23 protein-coding genes are annotated in these 26,303 nt (G+C 65.0%); 8 read left to right on the top strand and 15 right to left on the bottom strand.

Features of this window, described 5'->3' with window-relative positions; all coding sequences use genetic code 11:
- Positions 1–54: 54 nt before the first annotated feature.
- Positions 55–1,737, bottom strand: a complete 1,683-nt coding sequence (gene ctpM, locus PIN01S_RS27695; protein ID WP_084333790.1) for a methyl-accepting chemotaxis protein CtpM — start codon at positions 1,735–1,737, stop codon at positions 55–57.
- A gap of 180 nt (positions 1,738–1,917) precedes the next feature.
- The gene (locus PIN01S_RS03780; RefSeq protein ID WP_084333791.1) at positions 1,918–3,237 is read right to left on the bottom strand and encodes a Na+/H+ antiporter family protein; all 1,320 of its coding nucleotides are present in this window, start codon (positions 3,235–3,237) and stop codon (positions 1,918–1,920) included.
- 228 nt (positions 3,238–3,465) lie between these two features.
- On the opposite strand from PIN01S_RS03780, the gene PIN01S_RS03785 reads away from it, so the two are divergent.
- The gene (locus tag PIN01S_RS03785; protein WP_084333792.1) at positions 3,466–4,062 is read left to right on the top strand and encodes an NADPH-dependent FMN reductase; all 597 of its coding nucleotides are present in this window, start codon (positions 3,466–3,468) and stop codon (positions 4,060–4,062) included.
- A gap of 19 nt (positions 4,063–4,081) precedes the next feature.
- Here the strand turns inward: PIN01S_RS03785 and PIN01S_RS03790 are convergent, their stop codons facing one another.
- Genes PIN01S_RS03790 through PIN01S_RS03805 form a run of 4 tightly spaced genes read right to left on the bottom strand, consistent with a single transcriptional unit; the run spans position 4,082 to position 6,694 of the window.
- Positions 4,082–5,410: a sensor histidine kinase gene (locus tag PIN01S_RS03790; RefSeq protein WP_084333793.1), complete on the bottom strand. Its 1,329-nt coding sequence runs from the start codon at positions 5,408–5,410 to the stop codon at positions 4,082–4,084.
- Complete coding sequence (locus PIN01S_RS03795; RefSeq protein ID WP_084333794.1) at positions 5,407–6,075, bottom strand: response regulator transcription factor; 669 nt, start codon at positions 6,073–6,075, stop codon at positions 5,407–5,409. Before PIN01S_RS03795 ends, PIN01S_RS03790 begins: the two co-directional genes overlap by 4 nt.
- The gene (locus PIN01S_RS03800) at positions 6,075–6,386 is read right to left on the bottom strand and encodes a PepSY domain-containing protein (RefSeq protein WP_084333795.1); all 312 of its coding nucleotides are present in this window, start codon (positions 6,384–6,386) and stop codon (positions 6,075–6,077) included. The genes PIN01S_RS03795 and PIN01S_RS03800 overlap by 1 nt, the downstream gene beginning before the upstream one ends.
- Positions 6,386–6,694 carry a PepSY domain-containing protein gene (locus PIN01S_RS03805; protein ID WP_084333796.1) on the bottom strand — a complete coding sequence of 103 codons (309 nt, stop codon included), beginning with the start codon at positions 6,692–6,694 and terminating at the stop codon, positions 6,386–6,388. Before PIN01S_RS03805 ends, PIN01S_RS03800 begins: the two co-directional genes overlap by 1 nt.
- 177 nt (positions 6,695–6,871) lie before the next feature.
- Between PIN01S_RS03805 and PIN01S_RS03810 the strand changes: the two genes are divergently transcribed.
- Complete coding sequence (locus PIN01S_RS03810; protein ID WP_084333797.1) at positions 6,872–7,954, top strand: patatin-like phospholipase family protein; 1,083 nt, start codon at positions 6,872–6,874, stop codon at positions 7,952–7,954.
- Between the two features lie 27 nt (positions 7,955–7,981).
- On the top strand, positions 7,982–8,812 hold the full coding sequence (locus PIN01S_RS03815) for a hypothetical protein (protein WP_084333798.1): 831 nt from the start codon (positions 7,982–7,984) through the stop codon (positions 8,810–8,812).
- Between the two features lie 218 nt (positions 8,813–9,030).
- Here PIN01S_RS03815 and PIN01S_RS03820 read toward each other — a convergent pair whose 3' ends face one another.
- The 5 genes from PIN01S_RS03820 to PIN01S_RS03840 form a co-directional block, all read right to left on the bottom strand.
- Complete coding sequence (locus PIN01S_RS03820) at positions 9,031–9,459, bottom strand: hotdog fold thioesterase (protein ID WP_084333799.1); 429 nt, start codon at positions 9,457–9,459, stop codon at positions 9,031–9,033.
- Positions 9,460–9,487: 28 nt separating this feature from the next.
- Entirely contained in the window at positions 9,488–11,155 is a 1,668-nt protein-coding gene (locus PIN01S_RS03825; protein ID WP_084333800.1) for an AMP-binding protein, read from the bottom strand.
- A 127-nt stretch (positions 11,156–11,282) separates the two neighbouring features.
- Positions 11,283–11,747: a phosphohistidine phosphatase SixA gene (sixA, locus tag PIN01S_RS03830; RefSeq protein WP_084333801.1), complete on the bottom strand. Its 465-nt coding sequence runs from the start codon at positions 11,745–11,747 to the stop codon at positions 11,283–11,285.
- Positions 11,744–12,091, bottom strand: a complete 348-nt coding sequence (locus tag PIN01S_RS03835; RefSeq protein WP_084333802.1) for a DUF4389 domain-containing protein — start codon at positions 12,089–12,091, stop codon at positions 11,744–11,746. Before PIN01S_RS03835 ends, sixA begins: the two co-directional genes overlap by 4 nt.
- Before the next feature lie 42 nt (positions 12,092–12,133).
- Positions 12,134–13,156 (bottom strand): NAD(P)H-dependent glycerol-3-phosphate dehydrogenase, encoded by a 1,023-nt coding sequence (locus tag PIN01S_RS03840; protein WP_084333803.1) that lies wholly within the window; start codon positions 13,154–13,156, stop codon positions 12,134–12,136.
- Positions 13,157–13,303: 147 nt separating this feature from the next.
- Between PIN01S_RS03840 and PIN01S_RS03845 the strand changes: the two genes are divergently transcribed.
- The 5 genes from PIN01S_RS03845 to fabB all read left to right on the top strand — a co-directional run bounded on the left by PIN01S_RS03845 (position 13,304) and on the right by fabB (position 20,196).
- Positions 13,304–15,415: a TonB-dependent receptor plug domain-containing protein gene (locus tag PIN01S_RS03845; RefSeq protein WP_425287673.1), complete on the top strand. Its 2,112-nt coding sequence runs from the start codon at positions 13,304–13,306 to the stop codon at positions 15,413–15,415.
- Positions 15,416–16,342, top strand: coding sequence for an ABC transporter substrate-binding protein (locus tag PIN01S_RS03850; RefSeq protein WP_084333805.1), 927 nt, complete (start codon positions 15,416–15,418; stop codon positions 16,340–16,342).
- Positions 16,339–18,261, top strand: a complete 1,923-nt coding sequence (locus tag PIN01S_RS03855) for an ATP-binding protein (protein WP_084333806.1) — start codon at positions 16,339–16,341, stop codon at positions 18,259–18,261. The genes PIN01S_RS03850 and PIN01S_RS03855 overlap by 4 nt, the downstream gene beginning before the upstream one ends.
- A 190-nt stretch (positions 18,262–18,451) precedes the next feature.
- Positions 18,452–18,967 (top strand): 3-hydroxyacyl-[acyl-carrier-protein] dehydratase FabA, encoded by a 516-nt coding sequence (gene fabA / locus PIN01S_RS03860; protein WP_084333807.1) that lies wholly within the window; start codon positions 18,452–18,454, stop codon positions 18,965–18,967.
- Positions 18,968–18,978: 11 nt separating this feature from the next.
- Positions 18,979–20,196, top strand: a complete 1,218-nt coding sequence (gene fabB / locus PIN01S_RS03865) for a beta-ketoacyl-ACP synthase I (RefSeq protein ID WP_084333808.1) — start codon at positions 18,979–18,981, stop codon at positions 20,194–20,196.
- 63 nt (positions 20,197–20,259) lie between these two features.
- Here fabB and PIN01S_RS03870 read toward each other — a convergent pair whose 3' ends face one another.
- From PIN01S_RS03870 to PIN01S_RS03885, 4 genes are all read right to left on the bottom strand, one after another.
- Positions 20,260–21,627, bottom strand: coding sequence for a DUF1329 domain-containing protein (locus PIN01S_RS03870; RefSeq protein WP_084333809.1), 1,368 nt, complete (start codon positions 21,625–21,627; stop codon positions 20,260–20,262).
- Between the two features lie 25 nt (positions 21,628–21,652).
- Positions 21,653–23,614: a DUF1302 domain-containing protein gene (locus tag PIN01S_RS03875; protein WP_084333810.1), complete on the bottom strand. Its 1,962-nt coding sequence runs from the start codon at positions 23,612–23,614 to the stop codon at positions 21,653–21,655.
- 280 nt (positions 23,615–23,894) lie between these two features.
- On the bottom strand, positions 23,895–25,541 hold the full coding sequence (locus PIN01S_RS03880; protein ID WP_084333811.1) for a methyl-accepting chemotaxis protein: 1,647 nt from the start codon (positions 25,539–25,541) through the stop codon (positions 23,895–23,897).
- A 291-nt stretch (positions 25,542–25,832) separates the two neighbouring features.
- Positions 25,833–26,297: a DUF3859 domain-containing protein gene (locus PIN01S_RS03885; RefSeq protein ID WP_084333812.1), complete on the bottom strand. Its 465-nt coding sequence runs from the start codon at positions 26,295–26,297 to the stop codon at positions 25,833–25,835.
- Between the last annotated feature and the right edge of the window lie 6 nt (positions 26,298–26,303).

Genomic DNA, 26,303 nt, shown 5'->3' on the forward strand with positions numbered 1-26,303 from the left:
CGGTCGCCCTGACTGCATGGCCCACCTGTCATGACGGGTGGGCCTTTTCCTTACTTAGATACGGAACTGCTTCACCAGCGCACCCAGGCGTTCGCCGAGGCCGGCCAGGCTGCGGGCGGTCTGGGCGCCCTGCTGGGTTTCGTCGGCCACGCTGTCCACCGCCACGGCGATCTGGTGCACACTGCGATTGATCTCCTCGGCCACCGCGGTCTGCTCTTCGGCGGCGCTGGCGATCTGCGCGTTCATGGCGTTGATGGTGCCGATCAACTGGGCGATGGCATCCAGCGACGAACCGGCCTGGTTGGCCTGTTCGCTGGTGGTGTCGCCGGCCTCGCTGGAGCGGCGCATCGCGGTCACCGCTTCCTGGGTACCCTGCTGCAGGCGGTCGATCATGCCCTGGATTTCCTGGGTGCTCTGCTGGGTGCGGCTGGCCAGCGCGCGAACCTCGTCGGCGACCACCGCGAAGCCGCGCCCGGCCTCGCCGGCACGCGCCGCTTCGATGGCCGCGTTGAGCGCCAGCAGGTTGGTCTGTTCGGCGATGGAACGGATCACACCGAGCACGCTGACGATGGACTGCACGTCCTGCTGCAGGCTGTCCAGGGACACGCCGCTCTTGCGGATATCGTCCACCAGGGCATGGATGCGCTGGATACTGCCGTCCACCACCTTCTTCGCGGCCTGGCCTTCCTGGTCGGTCTGGCGAGCCGCTTCGGCGGCGTTCTGCGCGCTGCGGGCCACTTCGTTGGCGGCGGCGGACATTTCGTTGATCGCGGTCGCCACCTGGTCGGTCTCATGGCGCTGGCGCTCCATGGCCTGCTCCGAGCGCTGCGCCTGGGCAGACACCTCACCAACCAGGCTGGTCAGTTGGCCGGTCATCTCGACGATCTGGCGCACCAGGCCATGAATCTTCTCGACGAAACGGTTGAACGAACCGGCCAGTTCACCCAGTTCATCATGGCTGTTCACCGGCAGACGGTGAGTCAGGTCGCCGTCACCGGCAGCGATGTCGTCCAGGTTGTCCTTGATCTGCTGCAGCGGACGCAGGATGGAGTTGCTCAGCGCGAGACCGGCGATACCCAACAGGACCAGCAGGATCAGGGCGATGACCACGATGCTGCTGACCACGGTGCTGATGCGATCGTCGATGGCCTTCTCCACCTCGGCCACCTGGGCCTCGATGCCGTCCAGGTTGACGGCGGTACCGATCACCATGTCCCATTTCGGCAGGTAATAGGTGTAGGCCAGCTTGGGTACCTGCACGCTCTCGTTGCCCGGCAGCGGCGAGGAGTACTGGACGAAATGGGTGCCGTTCTTGGCGACACTCACCAGTTCCTCGTTCAGCAGCACACCGTTGGCGTCACGGCGCCCCTTGAAGCTCTTGCCGACGTCCACCGGGCTGTCGCCACGGAACAGCCGGACGATCTCCGAGTCGTAGCCGAAGATATAGGAATCCTTGCCGTACTTGATCTTCGACAGTACGGCGATGGCTGCCTCGCGGCTGGCCATGTCGCCAGACGCGGCGGCGTCGTACATGCCCTGCACGGAGCCGAGGGCGATCTGCACGTAGTGCTCCAACTCTTCACGGCTTTCCTGCATCAGGCGTTCGCGGGTTTCCTCCAGCTCTTCATGCGCCAGACCGAGCAGTACCTTCGCCGTGGCGCCACTGAGCACCAGAGCGAACAGCAGCACCGGTACCAGGGCCAGCAACAGAACTTTCGATTTAAGCGTCAGACGCATTGTCCTTTCCTCGTGAGACGGCAAGCGGAATGAAAACGGGGTGACCTTATATCGGCCACCCCGTTGAAAAATTGAGCGAATAGTTTGACGCCAAAATGATGGCACTTCAATGACATCCTGATCGAACGGACAGTCCCCCAGGTGTCGACACGGGCCGCCAGGGCAGCGGCCCGGCAGGATTTACAGCAGCATCGCCGCCGCCCAGCCGAACACCAGCAGCGGCAGGTTGTAGTGCAGGAAGGTGGGCACCACGGTGTCCCAGATGTGGTTGTGCTGGCCATCGACGTTGAGGCCGGAGGTCGGGCCCAGGGTCGAGTCGGAAGCCGGCGAGCCGGCATCGCCCAGGGCGCCGGCAGTGCCGACGATGGAAACGATTGCCAGCGGGCTGAAGCCGAGCTGCATGCCCAGCGGCACGAAGATGGCGGCAATGATCGGCACCGTGGAGAAGGACGAACCGATACCCATGGTCACCAGCAGGCCGACCAGCAGCATCAGCAGCGCGCCGACCGCCTTGCTGTGGCCGATCCAGGCGGCCGAGGCATCCACCAGGGTCTTCACCTCGCCGGTGGCCTTCATCACTTCGGCGAAGCCAGCGGCGGCGATCATGATGAAGCCGATCATGGCCATCATCTTCATGCCTTCGGTGAACAGGTCGTCGGCCTCCCGCCAGCGCACCACGCCGGACACCGAGAAGATCACGAAGCCCACCAGCGCACCGATGATCATCGAATCCAGCCACAGCTGCACGGCGAACGCGGCGGCGATGGCGACGCCGGCCATCAGCAGGCTCAGCGGGTTGTACTGCACGTCGGCCCGCTCGACCTGCTCGATCCGGGCGAGATCGTAGACGCGCTTCTTGCGGTAGCTGAACAGCACCGCCACCAGCAGGCCGAAGAGCATGCCCAGGGCCGGGATCGCCATGGCCTGGGTAACGCTCACGCCGCTGACGTCCACCCCGGCCTTGGTCACGTTGGCCAGCAGGATTTCGTTGAGGAAGATGCCGCCGAAGCCCACCGGCAGGAACATGTAGGGTGTGATCAGGCCGAAAGTGATGACGCAGGCGATCAGGCGGCGGTCCAGCGACAGCTTGGTCAGCACGTACAGCAGCGGCGGCACCAGCAGCGGGATGAAGGCGATGTGGATCGGCAGGATGTTCTGCGAGGACACCGAGACCGCCAGCAGCAGCACGATCAGCACCCACTTCACCGCCCCGCCACCCTGTGCATCCTGGCGACCGACCAACGCCAGCACCTTATCGGCCAGGGCATGGGCCAGGCCGGACTTGGCGATTGCGACCGCGAACGCACCGAGCAAGGCATACGACAGCGCCACCGTGGCGCCGCCACCGAGGCCCTGGTTGAAGGCACTCAGCGTGCCCTCCACGCCCAGGCCACCGATCAGGCCGCCGGCCAGCGCGCCGACGATCAGGGCCACTACCACGTGCACACGGCACAGACTGAGGATCAGCATGATGCCGACCGCTGCGATCACAGCATTCATCGATAAGCTCCAGGATTCGACCGGAAGGCCCGGAAAAAAGGCGCGTACTCTGCCCCATGGCCGCCGTGCCTGTCAAAACGCAACCTGTCCGGTTCGACAGGTGAATTGCCGCAGGGGCGTGAGCCACGACTCACCTGGCGCATTCCGCCACCCACGCCGGCATCTCCGTCCTTGTTCCAAAGGGCTCTCACGGCTAGCCTGCGTGCACTTTTCCAGGAGAGTCATGCCATGCTCAACATCGCCCTCATTGCCGGATCCAGCCGCAACAACAGCCAATCCGGCAAGGTCGCGCGCTTCCTGCACCAGCGCCTGATCCAGCTCGAAACCACCACCGAGGAAACCAGCTCCGTCATCGATCTCGGCCTTGCCCCGCTGCCGCTGTGGCCGGGTGAAGACAGCGGCCCCTGGGACCTGTACGCCGCGCAACTGAAGGCCGCCGATGCGGTGGTAGTGGTGGCGCCGGAGTGGAACGGCATGGCCTGCCCGGCGATCAAGAACTTCTTCGTCTACGCCAGCAAGGCCGAACTGGCCCACAAGCCCGGCCTGCTGGTGGCGGTCTCCGCCGGCATCGGCGGCGCCTCGCCAATCAGCGAGCTGCGTGCCTCCAGCTACAAGAACTGCCGGCTGTGCTACCTGCCGGAGCACCTGATCGTGCGCCAGGTGGAAAAGGTGCTGAACACGCCGGAACCGGCCAGCGAGGACGAGCAGCGCCTGCGTGGGCGGATCGACTATGCGCTGGATATCCTGGCGAAGTACGGGGAAGCGCTGAAACCGGTGCGTGCGGCCATCGATATAAGTAATCCGGCGTTCACCAACGGCATGTAAGGACGCACAGTGGCCCGGATCAACGTACGTCCGGGCCACGCGCCGGCAGGAGGATTCGCACGCGCAGCCCACCCAACGGGCTTTCCTCCAGCGCCAGGCTCCCCGCCCAGGCATCGACGATATCGCGCACGATGCCCAGCCCCAGGCCATGCCCCGGCACCTGCTCGTCCAGCCGAGAGCCCCGGTCGAGCACCTGCTCGCGAGCTTCGGCGGCGATGCCGGGACCGTCGTCATCGATGGTCAACTGGAAGCCCGTCTCCACCGGTTCGATATCCAGTGTCACCTGGCCTCGCGCCCACTTGCAGGCGTTGTCCAGCAGGTTGCCGAGCAGTTCGAGCAGGTCCTCCCGATCCCACGGCAGGCGCAATCCGGGCGGAGCCTGCCAGCGCAGGTCCAGGTTGCGGTCATGGATCATCGCCAGCGTCTCGAACAGGCCGGGCAGTTCCGCCGCGCAATCGAAACGCGCCTTGGGTAGCGCCTCCCCGGCCAGCCGTGCGCGACCCAGCTCCCGGGCCAGCAGTTGCTCGATCTGCGCCAGTTGCTCCTGCAACCGTGCCTGCAAGTCCGGATGGGCCTGCAATTCCTCGCGATTGGCCAGGCTGAGCAGGACGGCCAGCGGCGTCTTGAGCGCATGGCCGAGATTGCCCAAGGCATTGCGCGAACGCTTGAGCGTGCTTTCGGTATGCGCCAGCAAATGGTTGATCTGCGCCACCAGCGGCTCCAGCTCCGGCGGGACGTCGCGGTCCAGCTCGCCGCGCTGGCCGCTCTGCAGTTGGGCGATCTGCTGGCGTGCCGACTCCAGCGGGCGCAGGGCGCGGTGGACGGTCCAGCGCTGCAACAAAACGATCAGCAGCAAGGCGCCGGCACCCAACCAGAGGATGAGTTGGCGCAGGCGGCGGAAGCTGTCGAGCACCGGGGTGTAGTCGTGCGCCACGCTGATCGACAGCTCGCGGCCGAAGCGCCGGTAGTCCGCCCGGTAGACCAGCAGATGCTGGTCGCTCGGCCCGTCGCTCAGTCCCTCCTGCAATCCGGCCGCTTCCGGGCGTGGCAGCGTATGGTCCCAGAGCGAGCGGGAGCGCCAGACCCGGTCGTCGAAGTCGATGCGAAAGTAATGCCCGGACAACGGCCGCTGGTAGCCGGGACCGATGCGCTGTTCGTCCAGTTGCAGGCCCTGCGGCCCGCGCACCATGGCGATCAATAGCGCTTCGGCTTCTTCACGCAGGTAATTCTGCAGGTAGCGGCGCAGACCGAGGTCGAACAGCCAGAGGCTGCCTTGGGCAAAGATCAGCCCGACGACCAGCAGTACCGCCACCAGCCCCAGGCTCAACCGATGCTGCAAGGCTATCACCCGCCGGCACCGTTGTAGCGGTAGCCCTGTCCGCGCCGGGTCTCGATCACTTCGCGACCGAGCTTGCCGCGCAAGCGATTGACGTGCACTTCGATGACGTTGGAGTCGCGCTCCTTCTCGCCGTCATACAGGTGCTCGGCCAAATGCGTCTTCGACAGCAACTGCCCCGGATGCAGCATGAAATAACGCAGCAGCCGGAACTCGGCGGCGGTCAGCTCGATCCATTCGCCGTTGCGTCCGACACACTGTCGCGCCTCGTCCAGTTGCAGGCCGGCGGCCTCCAGTTGCGGCTGGTTGGCCAGCCCGTGGGCCCGGCGCAGCAACGCCTGGATGCGCAGGTTCAGCTCTTCGGGATGGAACGGCTTGCTCAGGTAATCGTCGGCGCCGGTCTTCAGCCCCTCGATGCGCTCGGCCCAGGAGTCACGCGCGGTGAGGATCAGTACCGGCGTGGTCAGCCCGCCGGCACGCCATTCGCGCAACACCTCCAGCCCCGGCTTGCCGGGCAGGCCGAGGTCGAGAATGATCAGGTCGTAGGGTTCGCAGGCCCCCTGGTAGGCCGCATCGCGGCCATCGGCCAACCAGTCCACGGCATAGCCCTGGCGGCCAAGGCCGGCGACCAGTTCGTCGGCCAGGGGCACGTGGTCTTCCACCAGCAGCAGGCGCATCAGTCTTCCTCGTCCTTCAGGATGGCCCCATTGCGGGCATCCAGTTCCAACTCGCGGACCACACCGCCCTGAGTCAGCAGCTCCACTTCGTAGACGTAGACGCCGTCTTCCTCTTCCAGCTCGGCTTCCAGCAGGGTCGAGCCGGGGTAACGCGCCAGCGCGTTTTCGATCAGGCTCTCCAGCGACTGGATGACGCCTTCCTGGCGCAGGCGCAGAGCCGCGTCCTGATCCAGGTCACGGGCCGAGACATCCCGGCCCAGCAACCCCAGCAGCAGGAAAAGTACCCCGATCCGGTGCAGCGTCGTATGCATCAATCGTCCTGGTGATCCTTGAGGATCTGGCCATTGGTGGCGTCGAGTTCCAGGTCCCATTTCACGCCCTGGGCGTCACGCAATTCGACCTGGTAGATATAGCGTCCGTATTCTTCTTCCAGCTCGGTTTCCTCGACGGTGGCACCGGGGTGCTTGGCCACGGCGGCGGCGTTGAGTTTCTCGAAGGACTGGATGGTGCCGGCGTCGCGCAGCTTCAGCGCCTCGTCCGGGCCGAGGTCTCGGGCCTGGGCGATACCCGCGGTAGCGGCAAGGGCGGCGGTGGCGAAAAGGGCTGTCAGTTTGTTCATGGCGGTTTTCCTCGCGGGATTGGTTTCGACGTGTTCAGGTTATTCAAGCGGACTTAAGCCAACCTGAATTTCCCGTGTGCCGTCCGATCGCCCTGTTGCCCATCATTCATCCGCTGAAGCCACTTGGCCGCCCACCATTGCCCTCTATAATCGCTGCCTTGTGCGATGGAGGCCAGCATGAGCGCCGTTCAGATCAAATTTCCAGCCCTCACCCTGCGCGCCGGACAACGCGCCGCCGCGCGCATCCGCGAACGCGGCCTGACGCCCGCCGATGTCGGTATCCTTCCCGGCGCGGCCGGCGGGCCCAAGGCGCTGGGTATCCAGGGCCTGGACCTGGCGCTGTTCGGCGACTGGCTGCCGCGCGCGCCACGGGAACGCTCGCTGATCGGCGCCTCGATCGGCTCCTGGCGCTTCGCCAGTGCCTGCCTGGCGGCGGATGCCGCGGCCGGTATCCGCCGCCTCGGCGAGCTGTACACCGCGCAACGCTTCGCCAAAGGCGTGACCATGGCCGAGGTCAGCCGCAGCTGCGTACGCATGCTGGATGAGCTGCTCGACGGCCGTGACGCGGACATCCTCGCCAATCCGCACTACCGGCTGAACGTGGTGGTGGTGAAGAGCCACGGCCTGCTCGCCCACGATAGCCGTGGCACGCTCGGCCTGGGGCTGTCCTCGGTGATCGGTAATAACCTGCTGGGCCGCCCGCGCCTGGCCAGGCACTTCGAACGGATCATCCTCCACGACGAACGCCTGCCGCCGCCGCTGGCGCCGCTGCACGACTTCCCCTCGCGCTTCCTCGCCCTGGACACCGGCAACCTGCGCCATGCCCTGCTCGCCTCCGGCTCGATTCCGATGGTCATGGAGGGCGTGCGCGACATCCCCGGCGTCGGCCCCGGCACCTACCGCGACGGGGGCTTGCTCGACTATCACCTGGACCTGCCCTACCGCGGCGACGACATCGTGCTCTACCCGCACTTCACCGACCGGGTCATCCCCGGCTGGTTCGACAAGGGACTGCCCTGGCGCCGCGGCTGCACCACGCGCCTGCAGGATGTACTGCTGGTTTCGCCGTCCCGCGAGTACCTGGCCCGCCTGCCCCACGGCAAGCTGCCGGACCGCAAGGACTTCACCCGCTACCTGGGCGACGATGCCGGACGCGAACGCTACTGGCGCAAGGCGATGGACGAAAGCCAGCGCCTCGGCGACGAGTTCCTCGAACTGGTGGAAAGCGGCCGCCTCGGCGAACGATTGTTGCCGCTCTGATCCCCCGGTATCGACCAAGGAAGACGCATGAAACTGGCAGTGGCGATCATTCACGGCATCGGTCCCAAGCTGGACCGGCAGGATGAGGAAGGACAATACGAATACGCCCAGGGCCTGATCCGGGGCATCCGCCGGCAGCTCGGCGAGGAAGCCGGGCAGATCGTCTTCCGCAGCCTGTTCTGGGCCAGCGTGATGGACGAGCGCGAGCACGATTTTCTCGACAGCCTGGACAACCAACCGGTCACCTGGCGCTGGCTGCGCCGGCTGGTGACGCTCTTCCTCGGCGACGCCAGCGGCTACCGCAAGGTCAGCCAGGCCTACGACGACACCTATGAGCAGGTCCACCAGCGCGTGCGCCAGGGCATCTATGCCCTGCGCGCCGAAGTCGGCCCGGACACCCCGCTGGTGGTGCTGGCGCATTCGCTCGGCGGGCACATCTTTTCCAACTTCGTCTGGGATCAGCAGAAACTCAACGAGACGTCGAGCCGCCCGGACGACCCGTTTCTCGCCCTGGAAACGCTGGCTGGGCTGGTCACCTTCGGCTGCAACATCCCGCTGTTCACCTTCGCCTACGACAAGGTGGTGCCGATCCGCTTTCCCGGCGACCGCCTGACCCCGGCCGTGCGCGAACAGGCTCGCTGGCTGAACTATTACGCCCCGGCCGATCCACTGGGCTATCCGCTGCGCACCCTGCCCAGCTATGCGGCAGTGGTCAACGAAGACCATGCTTGGCCCGCCGGCGCCTGGTACAAGCGACACACACCCCTGAGCCACATGGAATACTGGCGCGATCCGGGATTTCACCGCTACGTGGCGAATTACCTGCGCCAGTTGCTGCCCACGTGCATCGACGAATGAGGGGATGGCCATAGGCGAACACGGCAGCCCTTCGGGCTGCTCGGGCGAATGAATTCGCCCCTACGTGGAGTCCGGCTTTGCTTTTGTAGGAGCCAGCTCTGCTGGCGATGCTTTTGTGTCGCCATCGCGAGCAGAGCTCGCTCCTACAGAAGACGAGAACCCAACCGTAAGGACGAATTCATTCGCCAAGGGCCGCGCAGCGGCCCCTCTCCCCGGATCTATTTCTCCAACGGCACGATGGCCATGGTCAGGCGCGAGATGCAGCTGGGCTTGCCATCGTCGCCGGACAGGCGGATATCCCAGACATGGGTGGTCCGCCCCAGATGCACCGCACGGGCCACCGCAGTGACCCGTCCGCTGCGCAGACCACGCAGGTGGTTGGCGTTTACCTCCAGGCCGACGCAGCGGTATCGACTGCTGTCGATGCACAGGAAACTGGCGGTGGAACCGAGGGTTTCCGCCAGCACCACCGACGCGCCGCCATGCAGCAGGCCATAGGGTTGGTGGGTGCGCCGGTCCACCGGCATGCTGGCGGTGAGGGACTCGTCGTCGAAGGCTTCGAAACGGATATCCAGTTGTTCGCCAATGGTGTTCGCCAAGGTGGCGTTGAGCTGTTCCAGATCGGGTGTCTGGCGCCATAGGCTCATGGGCATCTCCTTCGGTGCAGTCAGGGAATCATTCGTGCCAGAGTATCGCCTCACCACGGGCGATCCATTCAGGGATACGCGGCCCGTAGGCCCCCTCCACCACGCTCCGCTTGATCTTCAGCGTCGGAGTGAGGAAACCGTTGTCCACGGCCCAAGCATCCTTGACCAGCACCAAACCGAGCAGCCGCTCATGCTTGTCCAGGGCGGCGTTCACCTCTTCGAGCAGTTCGCGCAGGCTCTGTTCCAGCACCGAACGCGCGCCGTTCGCCGCTTCCTGACGACCGACGTCGGAGAGCACGCACAGCGCCATGGGCTGTGGCAGACCATCGCCGACCACGCAGACCTGCTCCAGGCGCGAATGCACCGCCAGGCGGTTTTCGATGGGCGCCGGGGCGACGTACTTACCCTTGCTGGTCTTGAAGATTTCCTTGATCCGCCCGGTCAGGCGCAGATAGCCCTCGGCATCCACCTCGCCCTTGTCGCCGGTGCGCAGGAAACCGTCCTCGGTGAGGGCCTCGGCGGTCTTCTGCGGGTCCTTGTAGTAGCCCTGCATGGTCGCGCCGCTGCGTACCAGCACCTCGCCCTCCTCGCTGATACGCACCTCGACGCCCGGGTTGGCCTGGCCGATCCAGCCGTGCTTCTGCTTGCCCGGCCGGCAGATATGCGAATAACCGGCGTTCTCGGTCATGCCATAGACCTCGAGCACGTCCAGGCCCAGGCGCCGGTACCAGTCGAGCAGCGCCTCCGGTACCGGTGCCGCCCCACAGACCGCGTAGCGCACCGCATCCAGCCCCAGGCCGGCGAGCACTTTGTGGCCGACCCGCGGGCCGAGCAGCGGCAGGCGCAGGAGAAAGTCCAGGCGCTTCGCCGGCATTTTCGAATAGACGCCCATCTGGAATTTGGTCCAGATCCGCGGCACCCCGAAGAACACCGTGGGCCGCGCACGACGCAGGTCGTCGATGAAGGTGTCCAGGCTCTCGGCGAAGAAGATCGTCTGCCCGGCGTAGATCGACGACAGCTCGACGAACATGCGCTCGGCCACATGGCACAGCGGCAGATAGGACAGCAGCCGGTCGTTCTCACCAACACCGAACAGCTCGGTGGCGTGGCCGGCGGCGAAGCCGAAGTTGGCGAAGGTGTGCATCACTCCTTTCGGCGCCCCGGTGGTGCCGGAGGTATAGATGAGCGTGGCCAGGCAATCGGCGGCGGGCCGGGGATCGTCCTGGATCGGCGCACAGACCTGCAGATCGCTCCACAGGTAGTCGAAACGCCCTTCGGGGCGCATCGGCATGCCTACCGTCGGCACCCCCTCGGGAACGCCCGGCGCCATGCTCGGCCAGTCGTCCAGCTTGCCGATGAAAGCGACCACCGCCTCGGCATGTTCCAGCACTTGGCGGACGGACTCGGCGGTAAGGTTCGGATAGAGCGGTACGGACACATGGCCGGCCATCCAGATCGCCAGGTCGGTGACGATCCAGTGCGCGCAGTTCTTCGAGATGATCGCGATGCGGCTGCCCTGAGGCAGATCCAGGCCACGCAGCCAGGCGGCGGTACGGCGTGCCTGGTCACCCACGTCGGACCAGCTCAGCTCCTCCACGCGACCGCCCCCCAAGGGCTGGACCAGGTAGCGTTTGTTCGGGTGACGCACCTCGCGCTCGTAGAACAGCTCGAGCGGCAAACGGACGGCATGAGTCACTGGGTCTTCTCCTTTGTTGTTCTTGTAGGGTCAACCAAGCACTTGCTTGGTCGACTATTCCATGCACAAAGGAGTGAAGCAAGTTAAGAAATGTATCGGGATTCGCCGCGCTGCAGCGAAGCCCGAATCAATGGTGTTTCGGGTGATGCAACTCGGCCAGACGCATCGCCCCGGCCAGGATCATCTCGCCCTCCAGCTCGGCGAGGCTGGCGGTCTTCATCGGCAACGGGTCCTGCCGGTGACCATGAATCAGCAATCCGGCCAGGGTGCCGACGAAGGGCTGGTGGGTCACCAGCAGCAATTCCTCGTCCTCGCGCTCGGCGAGGTACTTCAACGCCTCGCGGGGATCGCTGTCCGGCGTCAGCCAGGGAGCGACACCGACCGCCCCGGCGAACCCCAGTGCCTCGCGCACCAGCTCGGCGGTCTGCTGGGCCCGCACGTAAGGGCTGGCCAGGATCGCCGAGAGCGGCCGCCCGGCCAAGTGGGCCGCCGTCCTCAGCACCTCCTTGCGGCCATGCCTGGTCAGCTCGCGCTCGGCGTCGGTCGGGGCATGGGGCTCGGCCTCGCCATGACGGAGCAGCCAGAGCCTCACAGCTTGGGCTCTTCGTCTCGCACCGGGCTGGGCGCCGGAGGAATATCGTGGGGTGCCTCGCCTTCCGGAGCGCGCGGCACCGGCCAATCGGAGAACGGCCAGGGCTTCTCGTCGGTGTGGAAGGTGCCGAAACGGCCAATCTGCGCCAGGTACTGGCTGAGGCTGTCACCGAAGTTCATCAGGCTGCCGCTCGGCGCGCCATAGAACAGCCGGTAGCCCAGCTGCAGCAGGACCACCGCCCCCAGCAACAGCTCGGCCAGTTGCCAGACCAGGGTGAAGATCACCATCCAAAGGATGCGCAGCAGGATGGATTCGCGTTGCAGGTCGTCGGTGGGTTCGCTCATGGGATAGCTCCTTATCCGTTCCAATCAGGTTAGGCTGCGCGGCTAGAAACCGCTGGTGGGAATGAAATCCACGTCCGTCTTCGGCTCGCCGCGCATCAGGGCCTCGATCACCTGGGCCAGGGTGCGCCCTTCGAAGAGAATGGCATGCAATCCCGCGACCAGCGGCATGTAGACCTGCAGCTCCTCGGCCTTGGCCTTGAGCACCTTGAGCGTGTTGACCCCCTCGGCCACTTCGCCGAGCCGCGCCACCGCGTCTTCCAGGCTGAGCCCCTCGCCGAGGGCATAGCCGACCTGGTAGTTGCGGCTCTTCGGCGAGGAGCAGGTGACGATCAGGTCACCGACCCCAGCCAGGCCGAGGAAGGTCATCGGATTGGCGCCCAGCTTCACCGCGAAGCGGGTCATCTCAGCCAATGCCCGGGTGATCAGCATGCTCTTGGTGTTCTCGCCCATGCCCAGGGCCACGGCCATGCCGGAAATAATCGCGTAGACGTTCTTCAGGGCCCCGCCCAGTTCCACGCCGAAGCGGTCGCGGCTGGCATAGACGCGGAAGGTCCGACCATGCAGCACGGCCTGGACGCGCTGGCAGAGTTCCTCGTCTTCGCTGGCGACCACTGTGGCGGTCAGAGCGTGTTCGGCGACTTCCTTGGCCAGGTTGGGCCCGGACAGCACACCGATGCGCGCCAGCGGGGCGATTTCCTCGAGAATCTGGCTCATCAGCTTGAAGCTCTGCGCCTCGATACCCTTGGTGGTGCTCACCAGCAGCTTGCCGGCCAATTGCGCCGCCAGCGGCTGCAGTACCTGGCGCAACGCGCTGGACGGTAGGGCAACGAAGATCAGCTCGCAGGCGGCCAGGGTGGCCGGCAGGTCGGTCACCGCCTCCACCGCCGGATGGATCTTCACGCCCTTCAGGTAACGGGGGTTCTCGCGGTTGCTGCGGATCGCCTCGGCCTGTTCCGGGTCGCGCATCCAGAGCAGGACAGGCTGGCCGTTCTCGGCCAGCAGATTGGCGATGGCGGTGCCGAAGCTGCCGCCGCCGAGAACCGCGATAGGTTGCTGTGCAGTCATAACGCATCCATGAGTGACCACCGGAGTGGCAGTAGCGGGCATTATACGGAGGCCTGGGCGACCGGCCAGTCGGGATTTTCCGACTGGCAAACGCGCCCGGCTCGGTTAACATGCGGCCATCCTGCCACCGCCATAAGACGCTTCGTCGTGCTGCCGAGCCTGCGCACTTCACTGCCGATCACCTTCTTCGCCCTGCTCACTGGCGGTCATGCGCTGGCCGACGACCTGTTCCTGGACGATCCCGACCTGCCGCAGGTACTCACCGCCACCCGCCTGAAACAGGCGGCGGCCGCGGTTCCAGGCAGCATGACCGTACTCGACCGCCAGTTGATCGACGCCTCCGGCGCACGCGACATCCCCGAACTGCTGCGCCTGGTTCCGGGCATGTTGGTCGGCTATCGCAACGGCAACCAGGCGACGGTGAACTACCACGGCACCAATGCCACCGAGGCCCGCCGCCTACAAGTGCTGGTCGATGGCCGCTCGCAATACCGGCCCGGCCTGGCCACCGTCGACTGGAGCGACATTCCGGTGGCCATCGAGGACATCGAGCGGATCGAAGTCTTCCGCGGGCCGAACACCGTGAGCTACGGCGCCAATGCGCTGATGGGGGTGATCAACATCATCACCCGCGCACCGGCCAACAGCGATGGCACTCGCCTCAAGTACACCCAGGGCCAGCGCGGCATCCGCGATTGGTACGCCAGCCAGGGGTTCGGCCAGGGCGGTCACGATCTGCGCCTGTCGCTGTCCGGCCAGCAGGACGATGGCTTCGACCATGACCAGTTTGGCCAGGACTACCGCGACGGCCGCCGCCTGAACCGTTTCAACCTGTCCGCCAGCCATGTGCTGGCCGCCGACCAGACCCTCGATTGGCAACTGGCCGTAAAGGAAGGCAACAAGCAGCGGCCCAACGCCTACCGCCCGGTATTTGCCGGCATCCCCAACGGAAGCGACAACGCCGACATCGAAGCCCGCGACTATGCCGCGTCGCTGCGCTGGACCTTCGACGCCAGCCCCGACCACAGCCTGTACGTCCAGGGCTACGCCCAGCAATGGGAACGCCTGCAGGAATGGCGGCCCTGCGAAGCGACCATCGCCTTCAGTCCGCAACTGGGGGCGCTCTGGCAGATCGATCCCGGCTACGTCGAAGCCCTGACCGCCAACATCCGCCGGGGCGTGTTCAGTCCGCCGTCCGGCACCGCCCAACAGCAGAGTCTGGCAACGCAGGTACTGCAGCAACTCGCCGGGCCGGGCCAGCAGCCGGTTTGCGGCTACATCGACCAGAACACCCGGGAAACCCGCTACGACCTGGAACTGCAGGACACCCTGAGCCTGTCCGATCGTCTGCGCCTGGTCAGCGGCGTGAACTACCGCTACGACCGAGCGGTCTCAGAAACCTACCTTGGCGGTCGGATAAATAACGAGGTGTGGCGACTGTTCGGCCACCTGGAATGGCGAATGAGTGAGCACTGGTTATTGCAGGGAGGCGCCATGCTGGAAAGCGATCAGCTTTCGGGCAGCTCGCTGAGCCCACGGCTGGCGGCCAACTACCTGATCACGCCGCGCCACGGGCTGCGCGCCGTCTATTCCGAGGCGGTGCGCTCCCCGGACATGTTCGAGAACAACGCCGATTGGAGCTACCGGCTGCAATCGCCCTCCCGGCCGTTGCAGAACGACCGCTATTTCGCCCGCGCCCAGGGCTCGGGAACCCTGGACAGGGAAATCATGCGCTCCCGCGAACTGGGCTATAACGGCCAGTTCGAAGCCCCGGACCTGAACGTCGATATCAAGCTGTTCCACGACGAAATCACCCGGATGATCAGCGAGCCCCTGCGGCTGGTGGATTTCACGCCGAGCAACGACAACCGGATCAGCTTCGACGGTGCGGAAACCCAACTGGACTGGCGCCTGGGCCGGCAGGATCGCCTGCGCCTGACCTATGCCTACATCGAATTCGACGCCAGCCATCGCCTCGACCAGCGCCTAACGCCCCGCCACAGCGGTTCGGCCGGATGGTTGCGCGATTGGGGCCGGGGCTGGTCCAGCGCCCTCTTCTATTACGGTGCCGACCAGCTCAACGAGTACCGTTTCGAGCGTGTCGACCTGCGTGTCGCCAAGCGCCTGACGCTCGGCCGTGCGGACCTGGAGCTGTCCGGTGTCCTGCAGCAGCGTCTCGATGACGAACCCCTGACCTGGCGCGAGAACCGCTACGCGGATCGACACCTGCTCTATTTCAGTGCGGAGCTGGCCTTCTAGATGCGCCACTCCGCCTCATGGACGAGCCGGCGAACCGCCCCTTGGTCCACCTGCCTGCTCCTGCTCTGCTGTCTTGTCGCCAGCCTGCCGACGCGGGCTGCCGAACTGCTGCTGAGTGCCGAGGACAGCCCTGCCGTGCGTGGCTTCGTCAATCAACTGGCCGAACGCCGTCCGCAGGACGAGGTGCGCTTCCTGCCCCTGGACCAATTGCCACCGCCCGATCGCCTGCCGGGCAGCAGCCGGCTGATTCTTTTGGGCGAGAAGGCCCTGGAATGGCGCCTTTCCTCCACCTCGGGCCCGCCGACCCTGGCGCTGCGGATCAGCCGCATCCAGGCCCGCCGGCTACTCGGCGAAAAGCGCCCGAATGGCGTCACCCTGCTCTGGAGCGACCCCCAACCGGCACGTCAGTTGCGCCTGGCCCGCCTGCTTTTTCCCCGCGCCCAGCGCATCGGTGTGCTCTATGACAAGCACAGCGCCTTCCTGCTCGAGGAGCTGCGTCACGCCGCCGCGCCTCTGGGATTGACCGTGGTCGGCCAGCCTTGGCCAGACCAGGGCGACAGTCGCCCGCTGCTGTCCTTGCTCGGCAACAGCGATCTTCTGCTCGGCCTGGACGATGAGGATCTTTACAATGCGAGGACCGCGAAGAGTCTGCTGCTCACCAGCTACACCCGGCAACGCGCCCTGCTCGGCCCCAGCGTCAGCTTCGTCAGGGCCGGCAGCCTGGCCAGCAGCTACAGCGACCAGGCCGATTGGCTGGCAACGCTCGACGAGCTGCTCGACCAGCCGCCCGGGCACTGGCCAAGGGCAGCCTATCCGGCCTATTACAAGGTGATGGGGAACCGGCAGGTGGCCCGTGCGCTCGGCATGGAGCTGGCCAGCGACAGCGAATTGGAGCAGCAATTGGTTGCAGGGGAGAAAACTCAGTGATCCCGTTCAAAGGATGGGACATCCATGCCCGAACCCAACTGATCAGCGTGGGCCCCGCCCTGCTGCTGACGCTGCTGCTCACCGCATTCTTCACCTTCGCCCGCCTGCAGGACCTCCGTCAGGAGCTGGATCACACCGGCCAGTTGATCGCCAATCAGTTGGCTCCCGCGGCCGAATACGGTGTGATCGCCGGCAACCTGCCGGTCTTGCGCAGCCTGCTCCAGGCCACTTTGGACACCCCCCATGTGCGCTTTTTGGAAGTCCGCGACCGCGAAGACAACATCCTGGTGTACGTGGAACGCCCCAGTGACCAGGGCCAGAGCACGCCCCAGGTGAAGGTGTTCCATGCGCCGATCCGCCTGCAACGGGTCGACCTTCAGGGCGACGAGCTGTTCGACAGCGAGCCCGCCGGTAATCCGGACCAGGACATTCTGGGACGGGTCGTGGTGGGTATGTCCGGCGACGCCTTCACCAGCCAGCAACAGGTCATCCTGCTGAAGGCCGCCGGTCTCGCACTGCTGGCCCTGATGCTTGCCTTTTTCCTTGCCCGCCGCCTGGCCCTGCGCCTGTCGGAGCCGATCAGCGCCATGGGCAAGGCGGTGGAAGCCATCCAGGCCGGCGATTACCGGGCAGCCCTGCCGGAAGTCGACGACGGCGAGTTGGGGGAACTGGCACGACACATCAACCGCCTCGCCAATGGCCTGGAAAAGGCCAGCCAGGAGCAGCAGCAATCCATCGAGCAACTGGTCAAGGCGCGGGAAGAAGCCGAGCAGGCCAACCGGGCGAAGTCCGATTTCCTGGCGATGATGAGCCATGAGCTGCGCACGCCGATGAACGGTGTACTGGGTATGCTGCAACTGCTCGAAACCACCGAGATGAACCAGGAGCAGGCCGAGTACGCGGCACTGGCGACCGAATCCACCGAGCACCTGCTCAAGGTCATCAACGACATCCTCGACTTCTCCCGTATCGAGCGCGGCGCGCTGGAGCTGGAGCGCATTCCGTTCAACCTCCTCGAGCTCATCCAGGGTTCGGTGCTGGTGTTCCAGCACAGCGCCCAGCAGCGCGGCCTGGACCTGCGCATCGAAACCCAGTCCGGCCTGGAGGACATGGAGGTCCAGGGCGACCCCACCCGGCTCCGCCAGATCCTGGTCAACCTGATCGGCAATGCCTTGAAATTCACCGAAGAAGGCAGCATCCGCGTGGAAATCCGCTGGCAGGCGCTGGATACCGAGGTGCTCTGGTTCACCTGCGCGGTTCGCGACAGCGGTATCGGCATCCCAGCGGAGCGTCTGGAGCACATGTTCGACGCCTTCCAGCAGGCCGACAGCTCGATTTCCCGCCGCTACGGCGGCACCGGGCTCGGCCTGCCCATCGCCCGCACCCTGGCCGAACGGATGGGCGGCACTCTCAGCGCCGAAAGCGAGGAAGGCCGCGGCTCGGTGTTCACCCTGGAAATCCCGCTGCCGTTCCGTCTGTGCGAAGCCCAGCCCACCCGCTTGCCGCTGCAGGCCGGCGGTTCCGGAGGCGGCCAGGATGTGCTGCTGGTGGAAGACAACCCGGTCAACCAGACCGTGATCGAAGCCATGTTGCGCAGCCTCGGCTACAGCGTCAGCCTGGTCGGCGACGGCGCCCAGGCGGTCCGACGCGTCGAGAACCAGGCGTTCGACGCGATCCTCATGGATTGCCGCCTGCCGGTGCTCGACGGCTATGAAGCGACCCGGCAGATTCGCCGGCTGGACGGCGGCGCAGGGGTTCCCATCATTGCCCTTACCGCCAACGCCCTGCAGGGCGACCGGGAAATCTGTCTCGCCGCCGGAATGAACGATTACCTGGCCAAGCCGTTCAAACGAGCGGATCTGCAGCAGGTATTGCAGCGCTGGTTGTCACCCCGACCTTCGGCGAGTGGCCAACAGTGATAAAGTGCTTCAGGCTTGACCGCCTCCGGGAGCGGCGTTGCGTTGGCCGTACCGCCCCGAGTGAACACTTGTACTCGGCGCGCTGTGACTTTCACCACAACGCAACAGTCTATGACTAGGCTGCCGGCTAACCTTCCGCAGCCAGGACGATTCGCCCAGCCCTTCTCACGGGGACCATTGAGGAGCTCGCATGACCAAACAACACGCTTTCACTCGGGAAGACCTGCTGCGCTGCAGTCGCGGCGAGCTGTTCGGTCCGGGTAATGCGCAACTGCCCGCCCCCAACATGCTGATGGTCGATCGCATCATCCATATCAGCGAAACCGGCGGCAAATTCGGCAAGGGTGAATTGGTCGCCGAGCTGGATATCCATCCCGACCTCTGGTTCTTCGCCTGCCACTTCGAAGGCGATCCGGTGATGCCCGGCTGCCTCGGCCTCGACGCCATGTGGCAGTTGGTCGGTTTCTACCTCGGCTGGCAGGGTAATCCGGGCCGCGGCCGGGCCCTCGGCTCCGGCGAAGTGAAATTCTTCGGCCAGGTACTGCCGACGGCGAAGAAAGTCACCTACAACATTCATATCAAGCGCACCATCAACCGCTCGCTGATTCTCGGCATCGCCGATGGCACCGTCAGCGTCGATGGACGCGAGATCTACAGCGCCGAAGGCTTGCGCGTCGGCCTGTTCACCTCTACCGACAGTTTCTGAAGGATTTTCCCATGCGTCGCGTCGTGATCACCGGTCTGGGCATCGTCTCCTGCCTGGGCAATGACAAAGACACCGTCTCCGCCAACCTGCGCGCCAGCCGCCCGGGCATCCGGTTCAACCCGGAATACGCCGAGATGGGCCTGCGCAGCCAGGTCTCCGGTTCGGTGAACCTGGACCTCGAAGCCTTGATCGACCGCAAGGTCTACCGTTTCATGGGTGACGCGGCCGCCTTCGCCTATCTGTCGATGGAGCAGGCGATCAAGGACGCCGGCCTCACCCCGGAAGAAATCTCCGATCCGCGCGTCGGTCTGGTCGCCGGCTCCGGCGGCGCCTCCACCTTCAACCAGATGGAAGCCCTGGACATCCTGCGCGAGAAAGGCGTCAAGCGCGTCGGCCCATACCGCGTACCGCGCACCATGGGCAGCACCGTTTCCGCCTGCCTGGCCACGCCGTTCAAGATCAAGGGCGTCAACTACTCCATCTCCTCCGCTTGCGCCACCAGCGCCCATTGCATCGGCAACGCAATGGAACTGATCCAGATGGGCAAGCAGGACATGGTCTTCGCCGGCGGCGGTGAAGAAGAGCATTGGACCCAGAGCTTCCTGTTCGACGCCATGGGCGCCCTCTCCACCCAGTACAACGAAACCCCGGAAAAGGCCTCCCGCGCCTATGACGCCAAGCGCGACGGCTTCGTCATCGCCGGCGGTGGCGGCATGGTGGTGGTGGAAGAACTGGAGCATGCGCTCAAGCGTGGCGCGAAGATCTACGCCGAGATCGTTGGCTACGGTGCTACGTCCGATGGCTACGACATGGTCGCCCCGAGCGGCGAAGGCGCCATCCGCTGCATGCAGCAGGCCCTGGCCACCGTCAAGGACCCGATCGACTACCTGAACACCCACGGCACCTCCACCCCGGTGGGCGACACTGCGGAAGCCGGTGCGGTACGTGCCGTGTTCGGCGACAAGGCGCCGATGATCAGCTCCACCAAGAGCCTCTCCGGCCACTCCCTCGGCGCCGCCGGCGTCCAGGAAACCATCTACTGCCTGCTGATGATGGAAGGCGGTTTCGCCGCCGGCTCGGCCAACATCGAGGAAATCGACCCCGAGGTCGCCGACCTGCCGATCCTCCGCGAAACCCGCGACGCCACGCTGAACACCGTCATGAGCAACAGCTTCGGTTTCGGCGGCACCAACGCGACGCTGGTGCTGAAGCGCTGGACCGGCCAGTAAGCTGCCAGGATGGCACTAAAAAGGGGCACCGCAAGGTGCCCCTTTTTCGTTGTGGTGTTTCCGTCAACGTGTTGCCTTGCGCCGCAGGGCAGCCGGGCTGAATGCCGAATCGGGCGGTGGCGGCTGACTGAAGTCCACCGTGCCGGGCTCTTCGTTGTCCAGCCACTGCACGCCGTAACGGCGTGCCTGCAGGTCGTGGAAGGTGTCCAGGGCGGTCCAGACGGTGGGCAGCTCGTAGAAGTTCTTCAGGTAGGCCATGGAGACCCGCCACAGCTCGTCGCGCCCGTCGTACTGGTCGATCACTGCGGCACTCCAACTGTCTTCGTCGAGATACAGGGTTCGCCGGGAGTAGATGTGCCGGGCGCCGGGCTTGAGCTTCCCTTCGACGACCCAGACACGGTGCAGCTCGTAGCGGGTGTAGGCGGGATTGATATGGCCGGGAGTCAGCAACGCCTTGTATGACACCTCCGGGCTGGTGACCCGGTAGTTGTTGTAGGGAATGTAGATTTCCCGCTTGCCTTGCAGGGTCCAGTCGTAGCGGTCCGGCGCACCGTTGAACATATCGGTGTCGTCGGCGGTGCGCAGCCCGTCGTTGGCGTCGATGGGCGTGTCGTAAGCCAGTGTCGGAGCGCGCCGCACCCGACGCTGCCCAGGGTTGTAGCCCCACGCCTGACGCGGCTCCTTGACCTGATCGAGGGTTTCCTGGACCAGCGAACCGTTACCCGCCAGGCGCGCCGGTGCCGTGGTGAAAGACAGGTAATAGAACAGCGTGTTGTTCAGCGTGGCGTAGCTGCCGCGCGGGTCGTAGAAACGGAACAACGCTTCGTCCTGGGAAACCACCAGCGAATAGGCCCCATTGCGCTGCACCCCGACCTCCCCCGAGCGCCTCACGATGTAGGTGCCCCGGTAGCGGGCGATGTGGTTCCACAGCGCCTCCAGCCCGTTCTGCGGGATCGGGAATGGAATGCCACCATAGGCATCGGCGAAACCGTTGCCGCCGTTGAGCAACTTGGCGCTGGTCGCATTGGCGAAGGTGTTGTCGTAGACCCACTGCGGCGCCGAGGCCGAACGCCGGCTCGGGTAGACCGGCATACGGAAGGTCTCCGGGTAGGTGTTGAGCAAGGCAATCTGCCCCGCCGTCAGGTGCGCCTTGTGCTGCTCCAGGTTGCTCTTGTCGATGGTGAACAGCGGCTGGTCGGCGGCGAACGGATCGGGGTGGTGTTGGCCGGCACCCTTGTAGCCCGGCGGAGGCTGGGTAATGCCGCCCGTCCATTCGGGGATGCGCCCATCGGCCGTACCGGCTCTTTCACCGCCCAGAGGCGTCAGATCGCTCTTCAGGCGGGCAGCCTCTTCAGCGGGAACGGCAGCCAGTGCCACCGACGAGAACAGGCCCAGGGACAGGATGGCGAACAGGGAAATCGTCTTCGACATACGGCGGTTCTCCATGGCTGCGGGCTCAGAACGAATATTTGGCCGTCAGCGAGACGTTGTCGCGGTCGCGCAGGCTGTTGTTGCGCCCGGCGCCGTAGTACTGGGTGTACTGCAGGCCGACCTCGAAACTGTTCAGGTAGCTGGCATCGAGTCCCAGGGTGTGCGCCTTGCGCCCTTCGATGAAATTACCGGTCCGGTCGGAATTACCTTTGAAGTCATGCTGGAACACCACGTAGGGCGACAGCTTTACCCCGGCATAGACATCGTTCCAGCTACCGCTGAGCACCAGCGTGTAGCCGTAGCTGTCGCGGCTGATCTGGTCCGAGTCGTTGTTGCGCGAGTCGATGTAGGCCTTGTCGGTCGCGCTGACGAAGCGCCGTCGGGTCCCATCCCAGGCGGTGTATTCCAGGCTGCTGCCGCGGATGTGCTGGGAAGCCAGTTCGGCCATGCCGAACAGCGAGTCGAAACTCAAAGCCGGACCGAAGTTGTAGATCGTCGACAGCGAGACGTTGAAGGTCTCCGCACGCTCGTAGTTCTCGAACAGGCTGCCCCGGCAGAGCATCTTCCCGGCCACCGGCGTGCACGCCTGGCCGGCCGGAACGGTGCCATCCCAGACATTACTCACGCCGGTCAGGCTGGGGATCAACACATCGCCGAGGATATCGTCGGTGGCGGCGATGCTGATCGGCATATTCGGCCGATAGGCGATTTCCCCGGACACCGAGGCATCGCCCAAGGTGGTGGCGAAGCTCAGACCGTACAAGCGGATGTCTTCCACGTAGTCGCGACGGGCCTCGGCATTACCAGCCATGTCCAGGGTCGCCAGGCCAGGCAAGGCCTCCGGCGGCAGGAACGCCCAGATCGGGTCGCTGCTGTCCACGCCCTGGTAATCGCGCAGGTCGACGGCAATCTGCGGCTCCTTCGCGTGGTAATTGATGAAGTAGAAGCCGAACTCGGTGGCGTTCAAGCTCTCGGCGACGTAGCGGAAGGCCACACCGAACTGGCCATCGTCACGAGCCTCGATATCCCTGCCGATGTTGGCCACCTTGAAGGTGCCGGTCTCGGCATCGATAAAGCTGTTGGGTCCGTAAGGACCCCGGCCGAGCCCACCCAATTGCAGGCCGGCCGCCAGTGGATAGGCCGCCAGCAGGTCGGCCAGCAGTGGATCGTCGAAGCTGGTGTAGGCGGCCTCGCCGCCGTCGGCGAACAGATCCGTATCGGAGAAAAAGGTCCCCACCGGATCGAGCCGGGTTTCCTTCCACTTCCACTGGTAGAAGGCTTCCATCGACAAGCTGTCGCTCAATCCCAGGCTGAAACTGAGCGCCTCCACCGGCACCAGCACCTCTTTCACCTCCGAGCCCGGCAGGTGAAAACGGGTGGCGTCGAGGGGGTTGGTGGCGTTGATGCCTCCCCGGTAGAAAATACCCTCCCCCCAGTTGAACACTTGCCGCCCCAGACGGGCGCTGAGCGGTTGCTCGTACAGGTCCCAGGAGCCGGACAGATAGGCATCGAGGATTTCCGCCTTGCGCCCGGCGATATGCCGGGTGTCGTCGGTGAAATGATCGTCGTGGGGATAGGCCTGGCTGGGTCGCTGCACGCCGTCGGTGGTGGCGTAGTAGTCGTTGCGCCGGTCCATGATGCGCGTGTCGTAATGCGCGGTGCCGCGTACGAAAGCCGAGTAGTTGCGGTAATTCAGCGTCAGCTCGGAGGTGGCCTTGTAGACCTCGGAGACGACGCCGGTATCGAAATTCCGGTTGCCATCGTCGGCATTGATATCGGAAATGTTCTCCTTGTCACGCCCCTCGACACGCCACATGACGCCGTACGACAAGGTGGTATCGAGGGAGCCGCCGATCTCGTTGTCGGCCAGGCTGAATTCCATGGCCGACGCCGGATCGATGAGCAGCAGGGAGCATACGCCGAGCACGGCACCCACCGCCTGGCGGGATTTGGAGCGCGCGCCGCAGACACAGGAATGACGGAGCATTGCTGGAACTCCTGGACGGTCAAGGCAGTTGGCCGCTCCTGGGAGGCGGCCTGTTCTTTTTGTTTTGGCTACCGAGGCCCGCACGGTGCATCAGGCATTCGGCAGATACTGCATTCCGCTGCGCTCGTTGGCGGGCGGCACATCCACTTGCGAAAGCAAATCTAGCACGAACGTACCATAACGCAACGAATCCTCCTGTTTTGCTGGCGGCTCCTGGGGAACGAAACGAAAACAGCCTCCCGTACCGGTCGATACGGGAGGCCGTTTCAAGGCCGGACGGTCAGACCTGGAAGCGCCTGACCTGCTGTTGCAGGGTGCTGCCCAGGCGGGCCAGTTCGTTGCTGGAGGCCGCTGTCTGCCCGGTCGCGGCCGCGGACTGGTCGGCGATATCGCGCACCTTGGTCACGCTGCGATTGATCTCTTCCGCCACGGCGCTCTGCTCTTCCGCCGCCGTGGCGATCTGCCGGACCATCTGCTGGATGTTGGCGATCATCTGGGTGATGGTCATCACGGCATCGCCGGCATTGCCGACACCCGTGACGGTCTCGTCGGTGAGGCTGCGACAGACCTCCATCATCCCGGCCGCCTCCTCCGCGATCCGCTGCAGGCTGGCGATCAGACCTTCGATTTCCTGGGTTGCGCCCTGGGTCCGCTTGGCCAGGTTGCGCACCTCGTCGGCGACCACCGCGAAACCGCGTCCGGCATCCCCTGCCCTGGCGGCCTCGATGGCGGCGTTCAAGGCCAACAGGTTGGTCTGGTCGGCGACCGATTTGATCACGTCCAGCACCCCACCGATATGCTCGCTTTCCTGCTTTAGGCGGGCCATGGCACTGGCTGACTGAATGACCTCCGCGGCCAGCCGCTCGATCTGCACCAGAGCCTGCTTGGCCATCTTCTCGCCCGTCTGCGCCTGCTGATCGGCGGTCAGGGCAGCGTTGGCCGCATCCTCGGAATTTCGCGCCACCTCCTGCACGGTTGCGGCCATCTCGTGGATCGCCGTGGCCACCTGATCCACTTCCAGCTTCTGATTGCTCACCCCTGCGCTGCTTTGCTCGGTAGCGGCCGACAGCTCCTCGGCGGCGCTGGAAATGATCTCGGCGGAACTGCGAACCTGGCTGATCAGGCCGCTCAGGTTCCGCTGCATCTCGCCGAGCGAGGCCAGCACGCTGCCAGCCGCGGCCGCCTCGATACCGGAAACCGGGCGCATATCGCCGGATGCGACACGTTGAGCGGCGGCGGACAGGTCGGCCGGTTCGGCGCCGAGGGCGCGGGTCAGGCTGCGGGTGATCAAAAGCGCCAATGCGACGGCGATAGCGATAGATACCAGACAGACACCGATCAGCAGGTTGCGCTGCCAGACATAGCCCTCATTGGCCGACTCTTCACTGGCCTTGGCCCCCTTGGCACTGTGTTGCAGATAGGCTTCGACGGCGCTGTCCAGCTCTGCCAGCAACGGTCGGCATTCGGCATTCATTTTGGTGATGGCCGAGTCTCGATCGCCACTCAGTGCCTTGGCGACGATATCCAACGCAACAGGTCCGTAGAGTCCCTCGACCCGGGCGATTTCATCCACCAGTTTCTGTTCCTCGCGCGCTTCCTCCCCGGCCTGGGCCACGGCGGTCTTGAGCCGGGCCAACAGGTCCTGGACCGCTTCGTGCTCACGGGTCACGTTCAGCCGCTCGGCCTCCTGTTCGGCCGGCGTCGAGACCAGAACCATATTGCGCGCGGAAATGGCCCGCTGGTCAGCCGCCATCATTAGCTCCGCGGCCAGGTTGTTGCGCTCGCTGATGCCCTGAACGTAGGAAGAAAAACGCTGGTTGGATGCACTCAGCTCCATGAGCGACAAGGCAGAAACCACGAGAAGGATCAAGGTAAGCACGCCGAAGCTCAGGCTGAGCTTCGCTTTCACAGACAGATTGCCGGTCATAGAGGCACCTTTCGCGAGTGGACTGAGCGGGGCCGTCCTTTCCTTACAACGAAGCGGCGTTGTAATTGATCAATCTAGTCTGGCTTTGGCGACTTGCCCGTTCGCTCGACCGCGATTGCCCCTCGACTGGCCATCGGCCTGCCCAGGGCTTTCTTTATACGACGGAAAAGAGCCGACGATGAACGGTCGGCTGGGGAGCCTGCCTCAGCGCAACGGCAGGCCAGGGAAAACGTGATCCGACGAGACGAACAACTGGGCGAGACGACGCCCTCGACTCGCCACCCACGCTCATCAACGCACGTTGAAACGTTGCTCGGCCAGCTTGCGGTCGCCCTGGAACACCATGAAATGCCATTCGCCAGGCACCACTTCATGAGACTCGGTGAACTCGTAGGCCATGACATCCAACGGCGCCTCCGGCACCAGCTTCTGCACGACTTCGAACTTGTCGTGACGCTTGCCGTCCGGAGTGGTGACGCCGGGAGTGAAGTAGATCAGGGTCAACGGTGTGTCGTCGGCGCGCTTGTCCGCCAGGGAATAGCGCATCCCGAACTTGCTGCCGAGACGGGCCGGAATGTCCAGGGTCTGGCGAATCTGCTCGTTGCTGCGGGTGAGCACACGCTCACCGGGCTGGACGTCCTGGTACTGCCGCTCGAAAAGACCGTACTCGACCGGCCCATCGACTCGGACATCGGCGCCGGCCAGACCGGCGAAAGACAGCAGCGCAACCAGCGCGCTCGGCGGGAGGTATCGCATTCTCAG

Source organism: Pseudomonas indica NBRC 103045, from assembly GCF_002091635.1.
Taxonomy (GTDB): Bacteria; Pseudomonadota; Gammaproteobacteria; order Pseudomonadales; family Pseudomonadaceae; genus Pseudomonas_M; species Pseudomonas_M indica.